This is a genomic window from Providencia sneebia DSM 19967, from assembly GCF_000314895.2.
GTDB classification, from domain to species: domain Bacteria; phylum Pseudomonadota; class Gammaproteobacteria; order Enterobacterales; family Enterobacteriaceae; genus Providencia; species Providencia sneebia.
Window position 1 is genome coordinate 1383728 of sequence record NZ_CM001773.1, and the last position, 21030, is coordinate 1404757.

At 42.1% G+C, this 21030-nt stretch carries 14 protein-coding genes, 2 tRNA genes, 2 rRNA genes and 1 other annotated feature; of the genes, 14 read left to right on the plus strand and 4 right to left on the minus strand.

The window, feature by feature from the left end; all coding sequences use genetic code 11:
• Positions 1 to 10: 10 nt before the first annotated feature.
• On the minus strand, positions 11 to 802 hold the full coding sequence (locus OO7_RS05535; protein WP_008914979.1) for a cytochrome C assembly family protein: 792 nt from the start codon (positions 800 to 802) through the stop codon (positions 11 to 13).
• A 431-nt stretch (positions 803 to 1233) separates the two neighbouring features.
• On the opposite strand from OO7_RS05535, the gene ffh reads away from it, so the two are divergent.
• The 7 genes from ffh (at position 1234) to tyrA (ending at position 7390) form a co-directional block, all read left to right on the plus strand.
• The gene (gene ffh / locus OO7_RS05540) at positions 1234 to 2595 is read left to right on the plus strand and encodes a signal recognition particle protein (RefSeq protein WP_008914980.1); all 1362 of its coding nucleotides are present in this window, start codon (positions 1234 to 1236) and stop codon (positions 2593 to 2595) included.
• Between the two features lie 136 nt (positions 2596 to 2731).
• Complete coding sequence (gene rpsP / locus OO7_RS05545; RefSeq protein WP_008914981.1) at positions 2732 to 2980, plus strand: 30S ribosomal protein S16; 249 nt, start codon at positions 2732 to 2734, stop codon at positions 2978 to 2980.
• An 18-nt stretch (positions 2981 to 2998) separates the two neighbouring features.
• Positions 2999 to 3547, plus strand: coding sequence for a ribosome maturation factor RimM (rimM, locus tag OO7_RS05550; protein WP_008914982.1), 549 nt, complete (start codon positions 2999 to 3001; stop codon positions 3545 to 3547).
• Between the two features lie 38 nt (positions 3548 to 3585).
• Complete coding sequence (trmD, locus tag OO7_RS05555) at positions 3586 to 4350, plus strand: tRNA (guanosine(37)-N1)-methyltransferase TrmD (protein WP_008914983.1); 765 nt, start codon at positions 3586 to 3588, stop codon at positions 4348 to 4350.
• A gap of 46 nt (positions 4351 to 4396) precedes the next feature.
• The gene (gene rplS / locus OO7_RS05560) at positions 4397 to 4750 is read left to right on the plus strand and encodes a 50S ribosomal protein L19 (protein WP_004914006.1); all 354 of its coding nucleotides are present in this window, start codon (positions 4397 to 4399) and stop codon (positions 4748 to 4750) included.
• 409 nt (positions 4751 to 5159) lie between these two features.
• A complete protein-coding gene (locus OO7_RS05565; protein ID WP_043892657.1) occupies positions 5160 to 6254 on the plus strand; it encodes a 3-deoxy-7-phosphoheptulonate synthase in 1095 nt (364 codons plus the stop codon).
• Between the two features lie 14 nt (positions 6255 to 6268).
• The gene (gene tyrA / locus OO7_RS05570) at positions 6269 to 7390 is read left to right on the plus strand and encodes a bifunctional chorismate mutase/prephenate dehydrogenase (RefSeq protein WP_008914985.1); all 1122 of its coding nucleotides are present in this window, start codon (positions 6269 to 6271) and stop codon (positions 7388 to 7390) included.
• 196 nt (positions 7391 to 7586) lie between these two features.
• On the opposite strand, the gene pheA is transcribed toward tyrA, so the two are convergent.
• The 3 genes from pheA to bamD all read right to left on the minus strand — a co-directional run bounded on the left by pheA (position 7587) and on the right by bamD (position 10715).
• Positions 7587 to 8759: a bifunctional chorismate mutase/prephenate dehydratase gene (gene pheA, locus OO7_RS05575; RefSeq protein WP_008914986.1), complete on the minus strand. Its 1173-nt coding sequence runs from the start codon at positions 8757 to 8759 to the stop codon at positions 7587 to 7589.
• A 26-nt stretch (positions 8760 to 8785) separates the two neighbouring features.
• Positions 8786 to 8904 (minus strand) — a sequence feature (Phe leader region).
• 145 nt (positions 8905 to 9049) lie between these two features.
• Complete coding sequence (gene raiA / locus OO7_RS05580) at positions 9050 to 9379, minus strand: ribosome-associated translation inhibitor RaiA (RefSeq protein ID WP_008914987.1); 330 nt, start codon at positions 9377 to 9379, stop codon at positions 9050 to 9052.
• A 604-nt stretch (positions 9380 to 9983) separates the two neighbouring features.
• Complete coding sequence (gene bamD / locus OO7_RS05585; RefSeq protein WP_008914988.1) at positions 9984 to 10715, minus strand: outer membrane protein assembly factor BamD; 732 nt, start codon at positions 10713 to 10715, stop codon at positions 9984 to 9986.
• A gap of 139 nt (positions 10716 to 10854) precedes the next feature.
• On the opposite strand from bamD, the gene rluD reads away from it, so the two are divergent.
• From rluD to OO7_RS05620, 7 genes are all read left to right on the plus strand, one after another.
• The gene (rluD, locus tag OO7_RS05590; protein WP_008914989.1) at positions 10855 to 11832 is read left to right on the plus strand and encodes a 23S rRNA pseudouridine(1911/1915/1917) synthase RluD; all 978 of its coding nucleotides are present in this window, start codon (positions 10855 to 10857) and stop codon (positions 11830 to 11832) included.
• Positions 11832 to 12569: a purine nucleoside phosphorylase YfiH gene (yfiH, locus tag OO7_RS05595; RefSeq protein ID WP_008914990.1), complete on the plus strand. Its 738-nt coding sequence runs from the start codon at positions 11832 to 11834 to the stop codon at positions 12567 to 12569. Before rluD ends, yfiH begins: the two co-directional genes overlap by 1 nt.
• Before the next feature lie 124 nt (positions 12570 to 12693).
• Positions 12694 to 15267, plus strand: coding sequence for an ATP-dependent chaperone ClpB (gene clpB, locus OO7_RS05600; RefSeq protein ID WP_008914991.1), 2574 nt, complete (start codon positions 12694 to 12696; stop codon positions 15265 to 15267).
• Between the two features lie 562 nt (positions 15268 to 15829).
• A 16S ribosomal RNA gene (locus tag OO7_RS05605) occupies positions 15830 to 17369 on the plus strand.
• A gap of 65 nt (positions 17370 to 17434) precedes the next feature.
• Positions 17435 to 17511, plus strand: a tRNA-Ile gene (locus OO7_RS05610).
• Positions 17512 to 17662: 151 nt separating this feature from the next.
• A tRNA-Ala gene (locus OO7_RS05615) sits at positions 17663 to 17738 on the plus strand.
• Between the two features lie 333 nt (positions 17739 to 18071).
• A 23S ribosomal RNA gene (locus tag OO7_RS05620) occupies positions 18072 to 20978 on the plus strand.
• The 16S and 23S rRNA genes sit together here with 2 tRNA genes alongside, the layout of an rRNA operon.
• Positions 20979 to 21030 lie beyond the last annotated feature (52 nt).

Below are 21030 nucleotides of genomic sequence, written 5' to 3' on the forward strand. Positions count from 1 at the left end.
AGTTTTAAGATTATGGCACCATGATTTGTTGTATTAGCCGATTACCAAAAAATGCCATTGTTAGAATGACTGCGCCTATTACATGGAAAATGAGAACGCGTTTACCTCTCCAGCCACCATGAAAATGGCCCCAGAGTAGAATGATGTAAATAAACCAAGCAATAATAGATAAAACAGATTTATGGAGATTCTCTTTATCAAAGATATTATCCATATAAATAACGCCAGTACATAAGGTCAATGTGAGCAAGATGACACCGACTTGAGTGACATGGAACATCTTACGTTCAACAACCATCATTGGTGGCATATCTGAGCTAAATTTTAAGGTCTTATTTTTTAATTGGTAATCAATGATTGCAACTTGAAATGCATAAAGTGCAGCAATCAGCAATGTTGCATAGCTCAACAGTGCTAAACCAATATGGATAAATAACGGCACACTGGCTTCTAGGTGAGTAATAAACTCACCCGGCATAATGGTTGATAGGATTAAATTAATAATCGCAAAGCTATAGACAATCGGTGTTAAATACCAAGCTCTTCCCCAGTATGCAGCGACTGTCATAATCACACACATTAATAAACTGACTGCACAGCCAAGGTTTAATAACGTGAGGTTTTGTCCCCCGTCACCTCGAAAAATCAGCATTTTTAATGCGATAGCATGAGTGACAATGGCGACTATTGCTAATATAAGAGCCAATCGACGGTAAACAGGTTGTTTGCGAACCTGACTCGGTACGATTAAAAATAGGCTAATTAGATATGTACAAACTGCTATGACTGCAAATACTGGCATAGTATAGTGTCGTTATTCATTTAAAATGGATTATAGCTGCATAGTATAACGCGTGCAGCGGTGTGCGCCAAACATTGGAATGATTAATCGGTATCTTCTTTTCTATAAGTGCAATTTAATATTTCCTACTCCAAATAATATTATTTATTTTAATTTCAGTTTATTCGTTTTTATCGTGAGAAAAGCGTACTATTTGAGTGTTATTATCTTTAATCTGTTTTAAACAGAGGTAAGCGAAAAATCCTCAAGTATGTTACACTGCTCCTAAAATTTCGGTGTTGGTTTCTACCGTGGTTAAACTTGATTGTCGCTTTTCAAGAATAATTATCAAGAATTCGCGTAAAATAACCACTGAGTACTTGTATTTTCGAGTATGAGTAACCAAATCTAGCTTCAACAGTAAGCCCATCAATAGAATTGAGCTAAGACATATGTTTGATAATTTAACTGACAGACTATCGCGCACTTTGCGCAACATCAGCGGGCGTGGTCGGCTGACTGACGATAATATTAAAGATACACTACGTGAAGTTCGCATGGCTTTGTTGGAAGCTGACGTTGCGTTACCTGTTGTCCGTGAATTCATTCAAAAGGTCAAAGAAAGCGCTGTTGGTCAAGATGTCAATAAAAGCCTAACACCAGGACAAGAATTTATTAAAATTGTCCAAAATGAACTGACAAGAGCGATGGGAGAAGAAAACCATCAGCTAAACTTGTCTGCTCAGCCTCCAGCCGTTGTTTTGATGGCGGGTTTGCAAGGTGCGGGTAAAACGACTAGCGTTGCTAAGCTAGGTAAATTACTCAAGGAAAAACAGAAGAAAAAAGTCTTAGTTGTTTCTGCTGACGTTTATCGCCCTGCGGCGATTAAACAATTGGAAACATTGGCAGAAACTGTCGGCATTGATTTCTTCCCTTCAAATGCTCAAGAAAAACCAGCTGCAATTGTGCAAAAAGCATTAAAACATGCTCAAGTGCAATTCTACGATGTGCTGTTGGTGGATACCGCAGGGCGTTTGCACGTTGATGAAGCGATGATGGATGAAATTAAAGAAGTCCATCGGATTATCAACCCTGTTGAAACCTTATTTGTCGTCGATGCGATGACAGGTCAAGATGCTGCAAACACGGCTAAAGCTTTCAATGAAGCACTGCCACTTACTGGGGTTGTATTGACGAAAGTTGATGGTGATGCCCGAGGTGGTGCCGCATTATCAATTCGCTCAATCACGGGTAAGCCAATTAAGTTTTTAGGGGTTGGTGAAAAAACGGACGCCCTAGAGCCTTTCCATCCTGAGCGTGTTGCATCACGAATTTTGGGGATGGGTGATGTTTTATCTCTGATTGAAGAGATCGAACATAAAGTTGACCGTGACCAAGCTGAGAAATTAGCTAAAAAGCTAAAGACAGGCGATGGATTTGATTTAAATGATTTCTTAAGTCAACTAAAACAGATGCGTAATATGGGTGGTATGGCGAGTATGATGAGCAAAATTCCAGGAATGTCTCAAGTTCCTGATGCTGTCAAATCGCAAATGGATGACAAAGTGACCATCCGTATGGAAGCAATGATTAATTCGATGACGCGCAAAGAACGTGAGAAACCTGAGATCATTAAAGGCTCACGTAAACGTCGTATTGCGGCAGGTTCTGGTACAACAGTGCAAGAAGTTAACCGTCTTTTAAAACAATTTGATGATATGCAACGCATGATGAAAAAAATGAAAAAAGGCGGCCTAGCCAAGATGATGCGCGGCATGAAAGGAATGATGCCACCGGGTTTTCCGGGGCGTTAAGCAATGAAGCCGCAAAGATTATATACTTTTGATTGATTTTTATATCAAAGCGAGTAAAATTTTCGGGCTTTTTATATGACAACCGGACTCTATCCCTCGATGGAGTCTGGTTGTTTTATTAACTAATGAGGATGTTATGGTAACAATTCGTTTATCTCGTGGCGGCGCAAAAAAGCGTCCGTTCTACCAAATCGTAGTAACCGATAGCCGCAATGCGCGTGACGGTCGTTTCATCGAACGTATCGGTTTCTTCAACCCAATCGCATCTGGTCAAGCAGAAGAACTGCGTTTAGACCTAGACCGCGTTGAACATTGGGTTGGCCTGGGTGCAACTGTTTCTGACCGTGTTGCACAACTGGTCAAACAAGCTAAAAAAGCAGCTTAATCTGTCACGGTGGTAACTATGAGCAAGCAAATAGATCTAGTGCCTCCTACTAACCCAATTGTTTTGGGAAAATTAGGCGCTGCATATGGGATTCGTGGTTGGCTCAAAGTTTTTTCGTCCACCGAACAAGCTGAAAGTATTTTTGATTATCAGCCTTGGTTTATCCAACGTTCAGGTCAGTGGCAACATATTGAGCTGGAAGATTGGAAACACCACAATAAAGACATCGTTGTTAAGCTGAAAGGTGTTGATGACCGTGATGCTGCAACACTCCTGACTAATTTTGAAATTGTTGTTGATTCAACACAACTTCCAGAATTAGACAGTAACGAATATTACTGGAAAGACCTAATGGGCTGCCATGTCGTAACGTTACAAGGATACGACCTCGGAACTATCGTTGATATGATGGAAACGGGCTCAAATGATGTTTTGGTGATTAAGGCAAATTTGAAAGATGCATTTGGCATCAAGGAACGTTTAGTTCCGTTTCTTGATGGGCAGGTTATCAAGAAAGTCGATCTCAATTCCAAACTCGTTGAAGTTGATTGGGATCCTGGTTTTTAAATCTCCGGTTAAACGGTTTTTATGAGTGGGACTAAATAATGTGGATTGGTGTTATTAGCCTGTTTCCCGAAATGTTCCGCGCAATAACCGAATACGGGGTAACTGGTCGGGCAGTGAAAAATGGCCTGTTGTCTGTTGAGTGTTGGAATCCTAGAGATTTTACGCACGATAAACACAAAACAGTCGACGATCGCCCTTATGGCGGTGGTCCAGGCATGCTGATGATGGTTCAACCTTTAAAGGATGCCATCAATACAGCAAGAACTGAGGCCGGTGAAGGTGCAAAGGTTATTTATCTGTCACCTCAGGGACGCAAACTTAGTCAAGACGGCGTTTGCGAATTAGCGACAAATGAGAAGTTAATTCTTGTTTGTGGCCGATATGAAGGCATTGATGAACGGATCATTCAAACCGAAATTGATGAAGAATGGTCAATCGGTGATTATGTTCTCAGTGGTGGGGAACTCCCCGCAATGGTGTTGATAGACTCAGTTTCTCGGTTTATACCCGGGGTTCTCGGTCATCAGGCCTCAGCACAAGAAGACTCTTTTGTTGATGGTTTGCTCGATTGTCCGCACTATACTCGCCCTGAAATATTAGACGACATGCAAGTTCCTGATGTTTTATTATCAGGAAACCATGCAAAGATAAATAGCTGGCGTATGAAGCAATCACTGGGCCGTACCTGGCTTAGAAGACCTGAGCTTCTAGAAAGCCTAGCTCTGACTGACGAGCAGAGGATGTTGCTGACTGAGTTTCAAAATGAATATCAGTCTGAGCAACAAATGAATCCAGACAATTGATTTATTGTCTAACATATATCAGTTTACCTAGGGTAAGAGAATTATTATGAGCAACATTATTAAACAACTTGAACAAGAGCAGATGAAGCAGGATGTACCTTCATTCCGTCAGGGTGATACTGTCGAAGTTAAGGTATGGGTCGTAGAAGGCTCTAAAAAACGTCTGCAGGCATTTGAGGGCGTGGTTATTGCTATTCGTAACCGCGGTCTGCACTCTGCATTCACTGTTCGTAAAATTTCTAACGGCGAAGGTGTTGAGCGTGTATTCCAAACTCACTCTCCAGTCGTAGATAGCATTGCTGTTAAACGTCGTGGTGCTGTTCGCAGAGCTAAACTGTACTACCTGCGTGAGCGTTCTGGTAAGGCAGCTCGTATTAAAGAGCGTCTGAACGCCAAGTAATACGCTTTCGCTACATCCGAAAGTTACGATAAGGCCCACGAAAGTGGGCCTTTCTGTATCTACTGCTCACCAATTTGTTATATATTCATTTTTTTCTGAATTTATAACCAAATTCCATTGATTTATTTCCTCATTATTCCTAAATCCTTTCTATATTAACAATATGTATTTTATTTAAAATCGTAAATATATATTTACTAAATAAATTTTAGTTGATTGTTTTATAGTCATGTATTTAATATTGTATAAAATAATGATGATGTTTTCAATGAGTTATTTGTGTGTAATTAATTATTTACATATCTATAATTAATTTCCATTTTTGGATTGTAATCTTTACGATGCATGGTATGTTATGTCTTCAGCACACAAACACAATATATAAACAATAGCTAGGCAGGTAATAAATATGATCATGCAAAAAGATGTACTCAATAATGTCAATATACGTGATGAACAAGTACTCATTACACCAGAAGATTTAAAACAGAAATTTCCATTGAGCAAAAATAACCTGCATGCTATCGCCCAATCACGCGAAATAATTGCTGATATTATTCATCAACGTGATCCTCGTTTGCTGGTAGTTTGCGGCCCTTGTTCAATTCATGATGTCGATGCTGCTATTGAGTACGGTCAACGTTTACAAAAGCTTGCTGAAGAATTAAGTGATAGTTTATATATTGTGATGCGTGTGTATTTTGAAAAACCTCGGACAACAGTAGGTTGGAAAGGCTTAATTAGTGATCCATTTATGGATGGCTCTTTTGATATGGAAAAAGGGTTGCATATTGCGCGAGATCTCCTAACTAATTTAGTTAATATGGGGTTACCTCTTGCAACGGAAGCACTTGATCCTAATAACCCTCAGTACTTAGGTGATCTATTTAGCTGGTCTGCAATTGGCGCAAGAACTAATGAATCACAAACTCACCGCGAAATGGCATCTGGTTTGTCTATGCCGGTCGGATTTAAAAACGGAACAGACGGTAGCTTGTCAACGGCGATCAATGCAATGAAAGCGGCTTCTATGCCACACCGTTTTATGGGTATTAATCAATCTGGACAAGTCAGCTTATTGCATACAAATGGCAATGAAAATGGGCACATTATTTTGCGTGGCGGTAAAACACCAAACTATAACCCAGAAGATATTGCTGCTTGCGAGGCTGAAATGAGAAAAGCAGGCCTTGAGCCATCTTTGATGATTGATTGCAGTCATGGTAATTCAAATAAAGATTACCGTCGTCAGCCTTTAGTGATTGACTCTATCATTGAGCAAATAAATGATGGAAATCAATCAATAATAGGTATTATGTTGGAAAGCCATTTGAATGAAGGCAATCAAAGTTCTGAACAGCCACGTAGTGAAATGAAATATGGTGTATCAGTGACAGATGCCTGCATAAACTGGCAAACTACAGAGACGGTATTGCGCAATTTACATCAAACACTATTACCCGTGCTTGAACAACGCGCAAAGAAATTTGAAATCGCAAGCTGATACAAGGTACAGGAATGTCTGTTGAATTATCCCATATTAGAAAACAAATTGATGAGGTTGATAAATCTTTATTAGATTTGTTAGCTAAACGGCTACAACTCGTCGCGGAGGTTGGCGAAATAAAGAGCCAGCATGGGCTACCAATTTATGTACCTGAACGAGAAGCGAGTATGTTGGAGGCGCGGCGCCAAGAAGCTGAGCGTATTGGTGTGCCTCCTGAGCTGATTGAAGATATTCTACGTCGAATTATGCGTGAGTCTTATGCAAGAGAAAATGATAAAGGTTTTAAAACATTAAAGCCTGATGCTGGCCCTATAGTGATTGTGGGTGGCGAAGGAAAGATGGGACAGCTCTTTAACCGCCTTCTGACCTTATCTGGATACCAAGTCAAAACACTCGGCGAAGGTGATTGGGAACAGGCTGAATCTCTTGTTGCTGATGCAAGTATTGTTGTCGTCAGTGTCCCTATTCATTTGACAGTTGAAGTTATTCATAAGCTGCCTAAATTAAATAAAGACACAATCCTGATTGATATTGCATCAATAAAACAAGAACCTTTAACTGCGATGTTAGAGGTGCATGAAGGTCCTGTATTAGGTTTACATCCTATGTTTGGGCCAGATGTGGGGAGTGTTGCTAAACAAGTTTTTGCTTATTGTGATGGCAGAGAAAGTGCTTCATATCAATGGTTCCTTGAACAATTATTGGTTTGGGGAGCAAGGTTGAAAAAAATTAGTGCAAGTGAACATGATAGAAACATGAGTTTTATCCAAGCACTTCGCCATTTTACAACATTCACTTATGGTCAAAATTTGGCACAGGAAGATGTTGATTTACAACAACTATTGGATTTGTCATCACCAATTTATCGCTTAGAACTCGCTATGGTTGGAAGGCTATTTGCTCAAGATCCACAATTATATGCAGATATTATTATGTCTTCAGATGAAAACATTGAGTTAATACGTCGCTATTATCAATTATTGGGTAAATCAATTGAGATGCTCAATAGAAAAGATAAAACAGAATTTATTAATCAATTTAATTTAGTGAGTGAATGGTTTGGTGAATCTGCGAATCATTTCATGACAGAAAGCCAGTCGTTGCTACAACGAGCAAATGACAATCGAAAATAATTCAATAAGGGCTTCCATTTTGGGAGCCTATTCTATCTGTTCCTTTTCTCAATCTATTCTTTTTATTAATTTTTTTACTTTACTCATACCGGAAAAACTATCATTTAAAATTAATCTCTCGACAACAATTAACTACGTTTAGTTAGTTATTGCCGAGGTAAATTTATTTGCGCTTAATGACGTTATACATAATGGGTTAAGGCGTAATTTTTTCAGGCTCAACGGGAACAATATTTTCTGAAGGATAACAACCCAGCACTTTTAATGAACGAGTAATGCTTGATAATTCCTTCAATGCTTGTTGCATATTTGCTGTACGCAAGTTTGCATGAACATCAATATAAAACATCTCTTCCCAAGGTTTTCCATTAATTGGGCGAGATTCTAGTTTACTCATGATTATTTTATTATTTTTTAAAATAACTAACGCATCGACTAATGCACCAGCTTGTTGTCCTGTTGTAATAAGTAATGTCGTTTTCGCGGGAACTTGTTCTGTCACTTCTATTGATTGCTGCGCAACAACAATAAAACGAGTCATATTTATTTGCTGGTTGGCAAGATTGTGCTCTAGAACTTTCAACCCATAAAGTGAGCCACCCGCTTCACTTCCTAGCGCCGCAACATTTGGTTTATTTTGTTCGGCCACATTTTGCATTGCCGTTGAGGTGCTATCGCAATATTCAATTTTCCAATGAGGGAATTTTGCTAAAAATTGGCTACATTGCTGGAATGGTTGCGGGTGACTATAAACGGTATCAATCTTACTAAGATCAGTTTCACCTGTAGTCAGCAGACAATGATTAATAGGTAAACGAATTTCTCCAACAATAGAAAGCGGTGTATTTTGCAATAAATCATACACATCGTTAATTGCGCCAGAGCTGGTATTTTCTATGGGCAAAATGCCATAGTCCGCTTGACCACTTTCAACTAGTGAAAAAATATCTTGGAATTTATGGCAGCTACATTCAATCAATTGATCAAAGTGACGAGCTGAATATTGGCGAGCTGCAATATGCGAATATGAACCTTTAGGGCCTAAAAAAGCGAAACGAGCAGAATCATTGGGTGTTAGATTTAAATGTTGCTGCAAAATCGCTTGCTGGGTTAGGACTGAGTCCTCAATAATCATTTGGAATAAGCGAGTGACGTAGAAGCCATCTAATCCTAGAGGCTTGGCTTTATTAATTAAAACATCAAGTAGCTGGCGTTCCCGCTCTTTATCTCGGATAGGGCGATTATCTTCTAACTTAGTTTGTGCAACTTCAACGGCATATCCTCGTCTTTTCGCGAGTAAATTGAGAAGTTCACTGTCTAATAGGCTAATTTTTTCGCGTACTTTTAGTAAATTAGTGCTGTTATCCATGCTTTCGACCCTATAACCCTAAAGTGAATAAAAAAGCCCCCTAAGTAGGGGGCTTTAAAATTGTGTCTTCTTTTCTTTCTCGAACGACAGCAGCCCCTAATAAAAGTGACTAAAGAAAAAAAAGAAAACAAAATTCGTATTCATTGAAAATTTTCCGCTAATGCTGATAAAGATTATTAAATAGACCCGATACTTAGTCAGTTGTCAACAAAAAAATGGTTGATAATAAGAACGCGCCCATTATGGGCGCGTTAGCAAGGTTTCAAGATTAGTGAATAGATAATATAAAATTATAACGTAACGAGGTTCGCTTCTTTTACACTATTGTTTGCTCTTCTTGATTCTCCTTTATGTTGTGCTTTGTTTAGTTGTCTTTCGAGTTTGTTAATTAATTCATTTATAGCAACATACATATCTTCATGTTTAGCACTTGCTACGAGTTTACCTGTAGCGGTTTTTATATTTGCATCCACAATAAAACCATGTGGATCTTTGGATAAAACAACATGTGTGTTAATTAAAGAGACTTGCCATTTATTTAGCTTCGTTAGACGGCTCTCAATATGATCGCGGATAGCGGGGGTAATATCCATTTGTTTGCTAGTTATGTTCACTATCATATAGTTACCTCTTATGGTTACCGTCTTCAATGTATTCAGAATACCCAGTATGTAGCTAAAAAAATTGACACAGATCACATTTAAGCTAAGAGATATTACTTCAAATTTTTGATTGTGATTAGTGATAAAAAAGAGACGTAAAAAGATTGCCAACCATGAGCATTTAGGCGAGACTGATAAAGTTGACTATGAAAACGGTTAATAGTCGGTACTTTTTTTGGGCTAAATTTTAGTGATTACATGAATAACTATTTAAAGAGTCATTTTATAAGAAGTTGACTTAATTATTCATGAGTTAGATAAACGCTAAGATTGTTGATTAGCCCAAATAATTTAGATGTCACTCTATTTATTATGGCTAGACAAAAATTGGCTTAGGTTATGATTGAAGATTGTTTATTTGCTCTCTGAATGTAATCATGTGATTAAAAATAGTGGATGAGTTAGAGAAGCTTAGGCCAAAGTAAGTGTAAACAGAGTCAACAGTAGATTAAAAATTCAAATTATTTCAATTCATATCATCTGTTTTTACTTCATATTTATATTTTATTGACGAAATAAAAACAGCAGCTTTCGCTGCCATTTTTACTTCCTGCAATATCAACTAGTTAGTATTTGCAGCTATGATACTAGACACTTTATTTGCTTCCATATCTAGCCCCATTTTATTATATGCAATTTCCATATATTTCAGGGCATTACGAGTGGCTTCTGTATCAGGATAGTCTCTGAGCATTTGTTGTGCGCGATTGACAACCGCGACATATGCCCCTCGTTTGTTGTAATATTCAATGACGGAGAGATCAAATCTAGCTAAACGATCTTTTAAATAGATTAAACGTTTGCTGGCATCATTTGCATAAAGGCTGTTCGGATAATAGCGAGCTAACTGGCTAAAATCTTGAAAAGCAACTCTTGCATGTTGCGGATCTCTATCTGAACGGTCAATACCAAAGAAGCCTTGAAGTGCACTATCATCCAAGGCCATTGCTGTTAAACCGCGCATATATAGCACATAGTCAATATTTGGGTGAGTAGGATTCAAACGCATAAAACGGTCGATTGCCGCTATCGCCATGGGTAATTCTGCTGATTTATAATAAGCGTAAATAAGATCTAATTGAACCTGTTGGGCGTATGGACCAAATGGATAGCGATTATCCAATGCTTCCAGTTGCTTGATGGCTGCTTTATAGTTGCCGTCCTGCAACTTCTGCTGGCCAATACTATACATTTCAGCCGGGGTGCTATCAGGGCTGACTTCATTATTGCTGGAACAGCCGGTGAGAACCAGGCTCAACGTGGCTGCGGCCACCAGATATTTTATACGTATCATCACGTGTTGGTTATCCTCTGAGTGTTTCGAAGGGAGACTATCCGTAAGGCTCCCGGCAAAAATTCGAGTTACAATAGCATATATTTTAAATAAAACGGCGTTGCCGTCAAAATACAAACACTAAAAAGTAGATTAATTTATGGCTCAACAAGTACAACTTAATGCATCTGTTGCTGAATCACAGCTCGGTCAACGTTTAGATCAGGCTTTAGCAGAATTGTTCCCTGATTATTCGCGTTCACGCATAAAAGAGTGGATTTTAGATGATAGAGTGCAGGTTAATGGGAAAGTTATCAATAAGCCAAAGGAAAAAGTTTTAGGTGGCGAACAAATTTTAATCGATGCAATCATTGAAGAAGATAATCGTTGGGAGCCTCAAGATATTCCTCTTGATGTTGTTTATGAAGATGAAGATATTCTTGTGATTAATAAACCGCGAGGTTTAGTTGTTCATCCGGGAGCGGGAAATCCGGATGGCACCATACTAAATGCATTACTTTATCGCTATCCTGAAATTGTTGATGTGCCGCGAGCTGGTATTGTTCACCGTTTGGATAAAGATACGACAGGATTAATGGTGGTGGCAAAAACTGTGCCGGCGCAAACACGCTTAGTTGAATCATTGCAGTTGCGCGAAATCACCCGAGAATATGAAGCTGTTGCAGTTGGTAGAATGACCGCTGGTGGTATGGTTGAAGAGCCGATATCACGCCATCCAACTAAACGGACACATATGGCAGTTCACCCTATGGGGAAACCGGCTATCACACATTATCGGATAATGGAGCATTTTAGAGCGCATACGCGTTTACGTTTACGTCTAGAAACAGGGCGGACACATCAGATAAGAGTTCATATGGCTCATATCAATCATCCGCTTATTGGTGATCCTTTATACGGTGGCCGTCCTCGTCCTTTAAAAGGAGCCAGTGAAGAGTTTCTTGAAGTCATGCGTAATTTTGATCGTCAAGCTCTTCATGCAACGATGTTACGTTTATATCACCCTATTTCAGGAATTCAAATGGAGTGGCATGCCCCTTTACCTGATGATATGGTTGAGTTAATTGATGCCTTAAAAGCCGATTTTCAATTACACAAAGACAATATGGATTGGTAATGAACTCACTGATTTTTCCTGACTGGCCACAACCTGCAAATATAATAAGTTGTAGCACCACGCGCCTTGGTGGTGTCAGCTTACCGCCTTTTGATAGTTTAAATTTAGGTGGGCACGTTGGGGATGATCCAATGTTAGTCAGTAAAAATCGCCAACATCTTTTAGAAATTGCCAACTTGCCACAACCACCGTTGTGGCTTGAGCAAGTGCATGGCACAAAGGTATTAAATCTAACAGATGAAATTATAATTAATAATCAAGCAGATGCGGTTTATAGTAACCAAGTTGGCCAAGTTTGCGCTATTATGACTGCTGATTGCTTGCCCGTTCTATTTTGCAGTAAAGATGGTAGCGAGGTCGCAGCGGCTCATGCAGGGTGGCGTGGCTTGTGTGAAGGTATACTGGAAAATACACTTGCAAAATTCTCTGATCCTACCAATGAAATAATGGCATGGCTGGGTCCTGCTATTGGCCCCGAAAAATTTGAAGTTGGCGCTGAAGTACGTGAAGCATTTATTAATCAATCAAATGAATTAGCGGGTGGTTTTACAGCTTATGGCGATAAATTTTTAGCGGATATCTATTTTTTAGCTAGAAAAAAACTTCAAAGAATGGGACTTACATCAATTTATGGCGGCTCATTTTGTACCGTTACAGATAAAAACAGATTTTTTTCCTATCGCCGAGAAGGAAAGACGGGGCGCATGGCTTCATTGATATGGATAAATGACCTTTAATTAGTTAATTATTCTAAATTAAAGGATACCGTTAAAATAATTACACAGTAAGCTTGAATAATAAAAAATAACCCCTATTTATGTATATAGATGCGAATTTAATCTTATCCAAAATGGAGGTGTTATGCGTCTGGATCGTTTAACTAATAAATTCCAGCAAGCTCTCGCTGACGCCCAGTCATTAGCCCTTGGGCGCGAAAATCAGTTTATCGAACCAATTCATTTGTTAAGTGCATTATTTAATCAGGAAAATGGTTCAGTCCGCCCGCTATTGACTACTATTGGCGTCAATGCCAACCAATTCAAACAAAAAATTGAAGATGCACTTGAGCGTTTACCTCAAGTACAAGGTGTTGCAGGTGATGTGCAACCATCAAATGATTTAATCCGTCACTTGAATTTGTGTGATCAACTCGCACAAAAATATGGAGATGAGTACATCTCTTCCGAATTATTTCTTCCCGCTGCTTTAGAAGCTAATACATCACTTGCAGATATGCTTAAAGCGGCCGGTGTCAATAAAGCTAATTTAAATAAGGCAATAGAACAGATGCGTGGTGGAGAAAACGTGAATGACCAAAGCGCTGAAGACCAGCGCCAAGCTTTGAAAAAATATACTGTAGACCTGACTGAACGTGCTGAACAGGGAAAATTAGACCCAGTTATTGGACGTGATGAAGAAATTCGCCGCACCATTCAGGTATTACAACGTCGAACAAAAAACAATCCAGTGCTGATTGGTGAACCCGGTGTTGGTAAAACAGCGATTGTTGAAGGTTTAGCACAACGAATTGTCAATGGTGAAGTCCCTGAAGGACTAAAAAATAAAAGAGTATTATCCCTTGATATGGGGGCTTTGATAGCGGGTGCAAAATTCCGTGGTGAATTTGAAGAGCGTTTAAAAGCAGTACTCAATGATTTAGCTAAACAGGAAGGCAATGTCATTCTGTTTATCGATGAATTACATACTATGGTTGGTGCAGGTAAAGCTGACGGTGCTATGGATGCAGGAAATATGTTAAAACCTGCATTAGCGCGTGGTGAACTACATTGCGTAGGTGCAACAACATTAGATGAATATCGCCAATATATAGAAAAAGATCCGGCACTAGAACGCCGTTTCCAAAAAGTCTATGTTGCGGAACCAAGTGTTGAAGATACCATCGCTATTTTGCGTGGATTAAAAGAACGCTATGAATTGCACCATCATGTGCAAATCACTGACCCCGCTATTGTCGCTGCTGCAACATTGTCACATCGCTATATTAGTGACCGTATGTTGCCAGATAAAGCTATTGACCTTATTGATGAAGCTGGTGCCAGTCTGCGTATGCAGATGGACTCTAAACCTGAAGCATTAGATCGTTTAGAACGTCGTATCATTCAGCTCAAACTCGAACAACAGGCACTGAAAAAAGAGTCTGATGATGCAAGTAAAAAACGCCTTGAGATGCTAGAAGATGAGCTTGCAGAAAAAGAACGCGAATATGCCTCATTAGAAGAAGAGTGGAAAGCAGAAAAAGCTTCATTAACCGGTACTCAGCACATCAAAACAGAGCTAGAACATGCTCGCTATGAAATGGAAAAAGCACGTCGTGGCGGTGATCTAGCTAAAATGTCTGAGTTGCAATATGGTCGTATTCCTGAGTTAGAAAAACAACTCGAGTCAGCAACAAAAGCAGAAGGCAAAAATATGAAGCTTCTGCGAAATAAAGTGACTGACTCTGAGATTGCAGAAATTTTGGCTCGCTGGACGGGTATTCCTGTTTCAAGAATGCTGGAAAGTGAAAGAGAAAAGTTATTGCGCATGGAACATCAATTACACAAACGTGTGATTGGCCAGAATGAAGCTGTCGTCGCCGTTTCGAATGCGATCCGCCGTAGTCGTGCAGGGTTATCTGACCCGAATCGTCCAATAGGTTCGTTTTTATTCTTAGGACCTACCGGGGTAGGTAAAACGGAATTATGTAAGGCACTCGCAAACTTTATGTTTGATAGTGACGATGCAATGATCCGTATTGATATGTCCGAATTCATGGAAAAACATGCGGTTGCTCGCTTAGTAGGTGCGCCTCCAGGATATGTTGGCTATGAAGAAGGCGGTTATTTGACAGAAGCTGTTCGCCGTCGTCCTTATTCTGTTATTTTATTTGATGAAATAGAGAAAGCACATCCAGACGTTTTCAATATTCTTCTTCAAGTATTAGATGACGGACGTTTAACTGATGGGCAAGGTAGAACAGTTGATTTCCGTAATACGGTCATCATCATGACGTCAAACCTTGGCTCTGATTTAATTCAAGAAAGCTTCGGTAGGATCAGTTACCCAGAAATGAAAGATATGGTGATGGAGGTTCTAACTCGCAGCTTTAGACCTGAATTTATCAACCGTATCGATGAAGTGGTTGTATTCCATCCACTTGATAAAGCGAATATTGCCAATATTGCAAATATTCAACTTAGCAGACTTTATAAACGTCTTGAAGAACATGGCTATGAAGTTTCAGCGACGCCGGCAGCATTAGAAAAAATTGGTGAAGCAGGGTATGACCCAATTTTTGGTGCTCGCCCATTGAAACGCGCTATTCAACAAGAAATAGAGAACCCATTGGCACAAGAAATATTGTCAGGCAAATTAATTCCAGGCAAACCTGTTGTGCTTGATGTGGAAAATAATGAGATTGTCGCTAAACAATAGTAGATAGTTGTAAGGTGATTTTTCTTTGAAAGATAAAAAGACGACCTTAACAGGTCGTCTTTTATAAACAGATTAAGCATAAGAAAGTAAGAAAATAGCCAGTATTGCAGTATAAATAAACGAAAAGTGCAAAAAGAAAGCACTCGTCATTTTTTTCAAAAAAATACTTGCCAGAATTTTTCATCTCCCTATAATGCGCATCCGTTGTCACGATAAACCGCTTCGGTGGTCAAGGTTGAAAAGAAAACCACCATGATGACAGAGGTGAAAAAGAAAGAAAAAAGTTGAAAATAATCGCTTGACTTTCTTAAAGAAAAAAGTAATATACACCACCTCGCGACAACGACCTAAACGGTTGAAAATCGAAAGATAGTCGCAACGCTCTTTAACAATTTATCAGACAATCTGTGTGGGCACTCACAAGACACTATCAAAAAATATTTGATTGAAAAAGTCTTGAAGAGTGACTAACACGTTAATTCATATACATATGAACTAATAGGTAATCTGGTTTCTTCGGAAATCAGGCGACAGTAAAGATTCTTTGAGCATCAAACACTTTTAATTGAAGAGTTTGATCATGGCTCAGATTGAACGCTGGCGGCAGGCCTAACACATGCAAGTCGAGCGGTAACAGGAGAAGCTTGCTTCTCGCTGACGAGCGGCGGACGGGTGAGTAATGTATGGGGATCTGCCCGATAGAGGGGGATAACCACTGGAAACGGTGGCTAATACCGCATAATCTCTAAGGAGCAAAGCAGGGGAACTTCGGTCCTTGCGCTATCGGATGAACCCATATGGGATTAGCTAGTAGGTGAGGTAATGGCTCACCTAGGCGACGATCCCTAGCTGGTCTGAGAGGATGATCAGCCACACTGGGACTGAGACACGGCCCAGACTCCTACGGGAGGCAGCAGTGGGGAATATTGCACAATGGGCGCAAGCCTGATGCAGCCATGCCGCGTGTATGAAGAAGGCCTTAGGGTTGTAAAGTACTTTCAGTCGGGAGGAAGGCGTTGATGCTAATATCATCAACGATTGACGTTACCGACAGAAGAAGCACCGGCTAACTCCGTGCCAGCAGCCGCGGTAATACGGAGGGTGCAAGCGTTAATCGGAATTACTGGGCGTAAAGCGCACGCAGGCGGTTGATTAAGTTAGATGTGAAATCCCCGGGCTTAACCTGGGAATGGCATCTAAGACTGGTCAGCTAGAGTCTTGTAGAGGGGGGTAGAATTCCATGTGTAGCGGTGAAATGCGTAGAGATGTGGAGGAATACCGGTGGCGAAGGCGGCCCCCTGGACAAAGACTGACGCTCAGGTGCGAAAGCGTGGGGAGCAAACAGGATTAGATACCCTGGTAGTCCACGCTGTAAACGATGTCGATTTGGAGGTTGTTCCCTAGAGGAGTGGCTTCCGGAGCTAACGCGTTAAATCGACCGCCTGGGGAGTACGGCCGCAAGGTTAAAACTCAAATGAATTGACGGGGGCCCGCACAAGCGGTGGAGCATGTGGTTTAATTCGATGCAACGCGAAGAACCTTACCTACTCTTGACATCCAGAGAACTGAGCAGAGATGCTTAGGTGCCTTCGGGAACTCTGAGACAGGTGCTGCATGGCTGTCGTCAGCTCGTGTTGTGAAATGTTGGGTTAAGTCCCGCAACGAGCGCAACCCTTATCCTTTGTTGCCAGCGATTCGGTCGGGAACTCAAAGGAGACTGCCAGTGATAAACTGGAGGAAGGTGGGGATGACGTCAAGTCATCATGGCCCTTACGAGTAGGGCTACACACGTGCTACAATGGCGTATACAAAGAGAAGCGACCTCGCGAGAGCAAGCGGAACTCATAAAGTACGTCGTAGTCCGGATTGGAGTCTGCAACTCGACTCCATGAAGTCGGAATCGCTAGTAATCGTAGATCAGAATGCTACGGTGAATACGTTCCCGGGCCTTGTACACACCGCCCGTCACACCATGGGAGTGGGTTGCAAAAGAAGTAGGTAGCTTAACCTTCGGGAGGGCGCTTACCACTTTGTGATTCATGACTGGGGTGAAGTCGTAACAAGGTAACCGTAGGGGAACCTGCGGTTGGATCACCTCCTTACCCTTGAAGTGTTTTTGTGACGTGCTCACACAGATTGTCTGATGAAATAGAGTAACGGTATCGATAGGCTTGTAGCTCAGGTGGTTAGAGCGCACCCCTGATAAGGGTGAGGTCGGTGGTTCAAGTCCACTCAGGCCTACCAAATTTTATTTATTCGTTGTTGTGGTTCAGCTCGTTTACCGAAGTAAACTTCGCTAACCCACGCCTAGACTAAATAAAATTGGTAACTTTAAGCATACTAAGCATAAAGTAGATAAGAAATTATCTAATATTGATACTGAGATTACCTTTATGGGGCTATAGCTCAGCTGGGAGAGCGCCTGCCTTGCACGCAGGAGGTCAGCGGTTCGATCCCGCTTAGCTCCACCATAAACTTTCTGATTATTCAGAATAGATTAGCAATAGTCTATTGCGAATAATTATGCTCTTTAATAATCTGGAACAAGCTGAAAATTGAAAACAACACACATTGTTTATCGCTTAAACAATGTGAGAGTCTCTCAAAAATCTCAACGTGAAGATGTTCTCTGTTACGATGACACAACGTCATGAGCGAGCAGTCAGCGATTCAAGGCGGACAGCGCACAGCAAGCGCAGCGTACAATCGTACGTGAGCATTGCGCGCACTGCCCAACACCGAATCTCTGCACGCACAGCCATGACCCGTCAGACTGACACAAAAGAAACACCTTCGGGTTGTGAGGTTAAGCGACTAAGCGTACACGGTGGATGCCTAGGCAATCAGAGGCGATGAAGGACGTGCTAATCTGCGAAAAGCGTCGGTAAGGTGATATGAACCGTTATAACCGACGATATCCGAATGGGGAAACCCAGTGCAATCCGTTGCACTATCGTTTGATGAATACATAGTCAAACGAGGCGAACCGAGGGAACTGAAACATCTCAGTACCTCGAGGAAAAGAAATCAACCGAGATTCCCCTAGTAGCGGCGAGCGAACGGGGAGCAGCCCAGAGTCTTAATCATAAGCCGCATCAGGAGAATGGTCTGGAAAGGCCAGCAGTAAAGGGTGATAGCCCCGTATCTGAAGATGCTGTTTGTGTGAACTCGACGAGTAGGGCGGGACACGTGTTATCCTGTCTGAATATGGGGGGACCATCCTCCAAGGCTAAATACTCCTGATTGACCGATAGTGAACCAGTACCGTGAGGGAAAGGCGAAAAGAACCCCGGCGAGGGGAGTGAAATAGAACCTGAAACCGTGTACGTACAAGCAGTGGGAGCACCTTTAGAGGTGTGACTGCGTACCTTTTGTATAATGGGTCAGCGACTTATATTCTGTAGCAAGGTTAACCGTATAGGGGAGCCGTAGGGAAACCGAGTCTTAACTGGGCGAATAAGTTGCAGGGTATAGACCCGAAACCCGGTGATCTAGCCATGGGCAGGTTGAAGGTTGGGTAACACTAACTGGAGGACCGAACCGACTAATGTTGAAAAATTAGCGGATGACTTGTGGCTGGGGGTGAAAGGCCAATCAAACCGGGAGATAGCTGGTTCTCCCCGAAAGCTATTTAGGTAGCGCCTCGTGAACTCATCTTCGGGGGTAGAGCACTGTTTCGACTAGGGGGTCATCCCGACTTACCAACTCGATGCAAACTACGAATACCGAAGAATGTTATCACGGGAGACACACGGCGGGTGCTAACGTTCGTCGTGAAGAGGGAAACAACCCAGACCGCCAGCTAAGGTCCCAAAGTCATGGTTAAGTGGGAAACGAAGTGGGAAGGCTCAGACAGCCAGGATGTTGGCTTAGAAGCAGCCATCATTTAAAGAAAGCGTAATAGCTCACTGGTCGAGTCGGCCTGCGCGGAAGATGTAACGGGGCTAAACCATGCACCGAAGCTGCGGCAGCGACATTTAGATGTTGTTGGGTAGGGGAGCGTTCTGTAAGCCTGTGAAGGTGTGCTGTGAGGCATGCTGGAGGTATCAGAAGTGCGAATGCTGACATAAGTAACGATAATGCGGGTGAAAAACCCGCACGCCGGAAGACCAAGGGTTCCTGTCCAACGTTAATCGGGGCAGGGTGAGTCGACCCCTAAGGCGAGGCAGAAATGCGTAGTCGATGGGCAACGGGTTAATATTCCCGTACTGGTGATAATTGCGATGGGGGGACGGAGAAGGCTAGGCTGGCCGGGCGACGGTTGTCCCGGTTTAAAGATGTAGGTGGGTGAATTAGGCAAATCCGGTTCACCATACACTGAGGTCTGATGACGAGTCACTACGGTGGCGAAGTAGCTCATGCCCTGCTTCCAGGAAAAGCCTCTAAGCTCTAGATTATCATCAATCGTACCCCAAACCGACACAGGTGGTCAGGTAGAGAATACTCAGGCGCTTGAGAGAACTCGGGTGAAGGAACTAGGCAAAATGGTGCCGTAACTTCGGGAGAAGGCACGCTGGCATTAGGTGAAGTCCCTYGCGGATGGAGCTGAAGCCAGTCGCAGATACCAGCTGGCTGCAACTGTTTATTAAAAACACAGCACTGTGCAAACACGAAAGTGGACGTATACGGTGTGACGCCTGCCCGGTGCTGGAAGGTTAATTGATGGGGTTATCCGTAAGGAGAAGCTCTTGATCGAAGCCCCAGTAAACGGCGGCCGTAACTATAACGGTCCTAAGGTAGCGAAATTCCTTGTCGGGTAAGTTCCGACCTGCACGAATGGCGTAATGATGGCCAGGCTGTCTCCACCCGAGACTCAGTGAAATTGAACTCGCTGTGAAGATGCAGTGTACCCGCGGCAAGACGGAAAGACCCCGTGAACCTTTACTATAGCTTGACACTGAACATTGAGCCTTGATGTGTAGGATAGGTGGGAGGCTTTGAAGTGTGGACGCCAGTCTGCATGGAGCCAACCTTGAAATACCACCCTTTAATGTTTGATGTTCTAACGTYGTCCCGTTATCCGGGATGCGGACAGTGTCTGGTGGGTAGTTTGACTGGGGCGGTCTCCTCCCAAAGCGTAACGGAGGAGCACGAAGGTTGGCTAAGCATGGTCGGACATCATGCGGTTAGTGCAAAGGCATAAGCCAGCTTGACTGCGAGAGTGACAACTCGAGCAGGTACGAAAGTAGGTCTTAGTGATCCGGTGGTTCTGAATGGAAGGGCCATCGCTCAACGGATAAAAGGTACTCCGGGGATAACAGGCTGATACCGCCCAAGAGTTCATATCGACGGCGGTGTTTGGCACCTCGATGTCGGCTCATCACATCCTGGGGCTGAAGTAGGTCCCAAGGGTATGGCTGTTCGCCATTTAAAGTGGTACGCGAGCTGGGTTTAGAACGTCGTGAGACAGTTCGGTCCCTATCTGCCGTGGGCGTTGGAAGATTGAAAGGGGCTGCTCCTAGTACGAGAGGACCGGAGTGGACGCACCACTGGTGTTCGGGTTGTCATGCCAATGGCATTGCCCGGTAGCTAAGTGCGGAAGAGATAACCGCTGAAAGCATCTAAGCGGGAAACTTGCCTTGAGATGAGTCTTCCCTGACYCTTTAAGGGTCCTAAAGGAACGTTTAAGACTAAGACGTTGATAGGTTGGGTGTGTAAGCGTAGCGATACGTTGAGCTAACCAATACTAATGAACCGTGAGGCTTAACCTGACAACACCGAAGGTGTTTTCGAGATGAGAGATGACGTTGATTCAATGTGAGT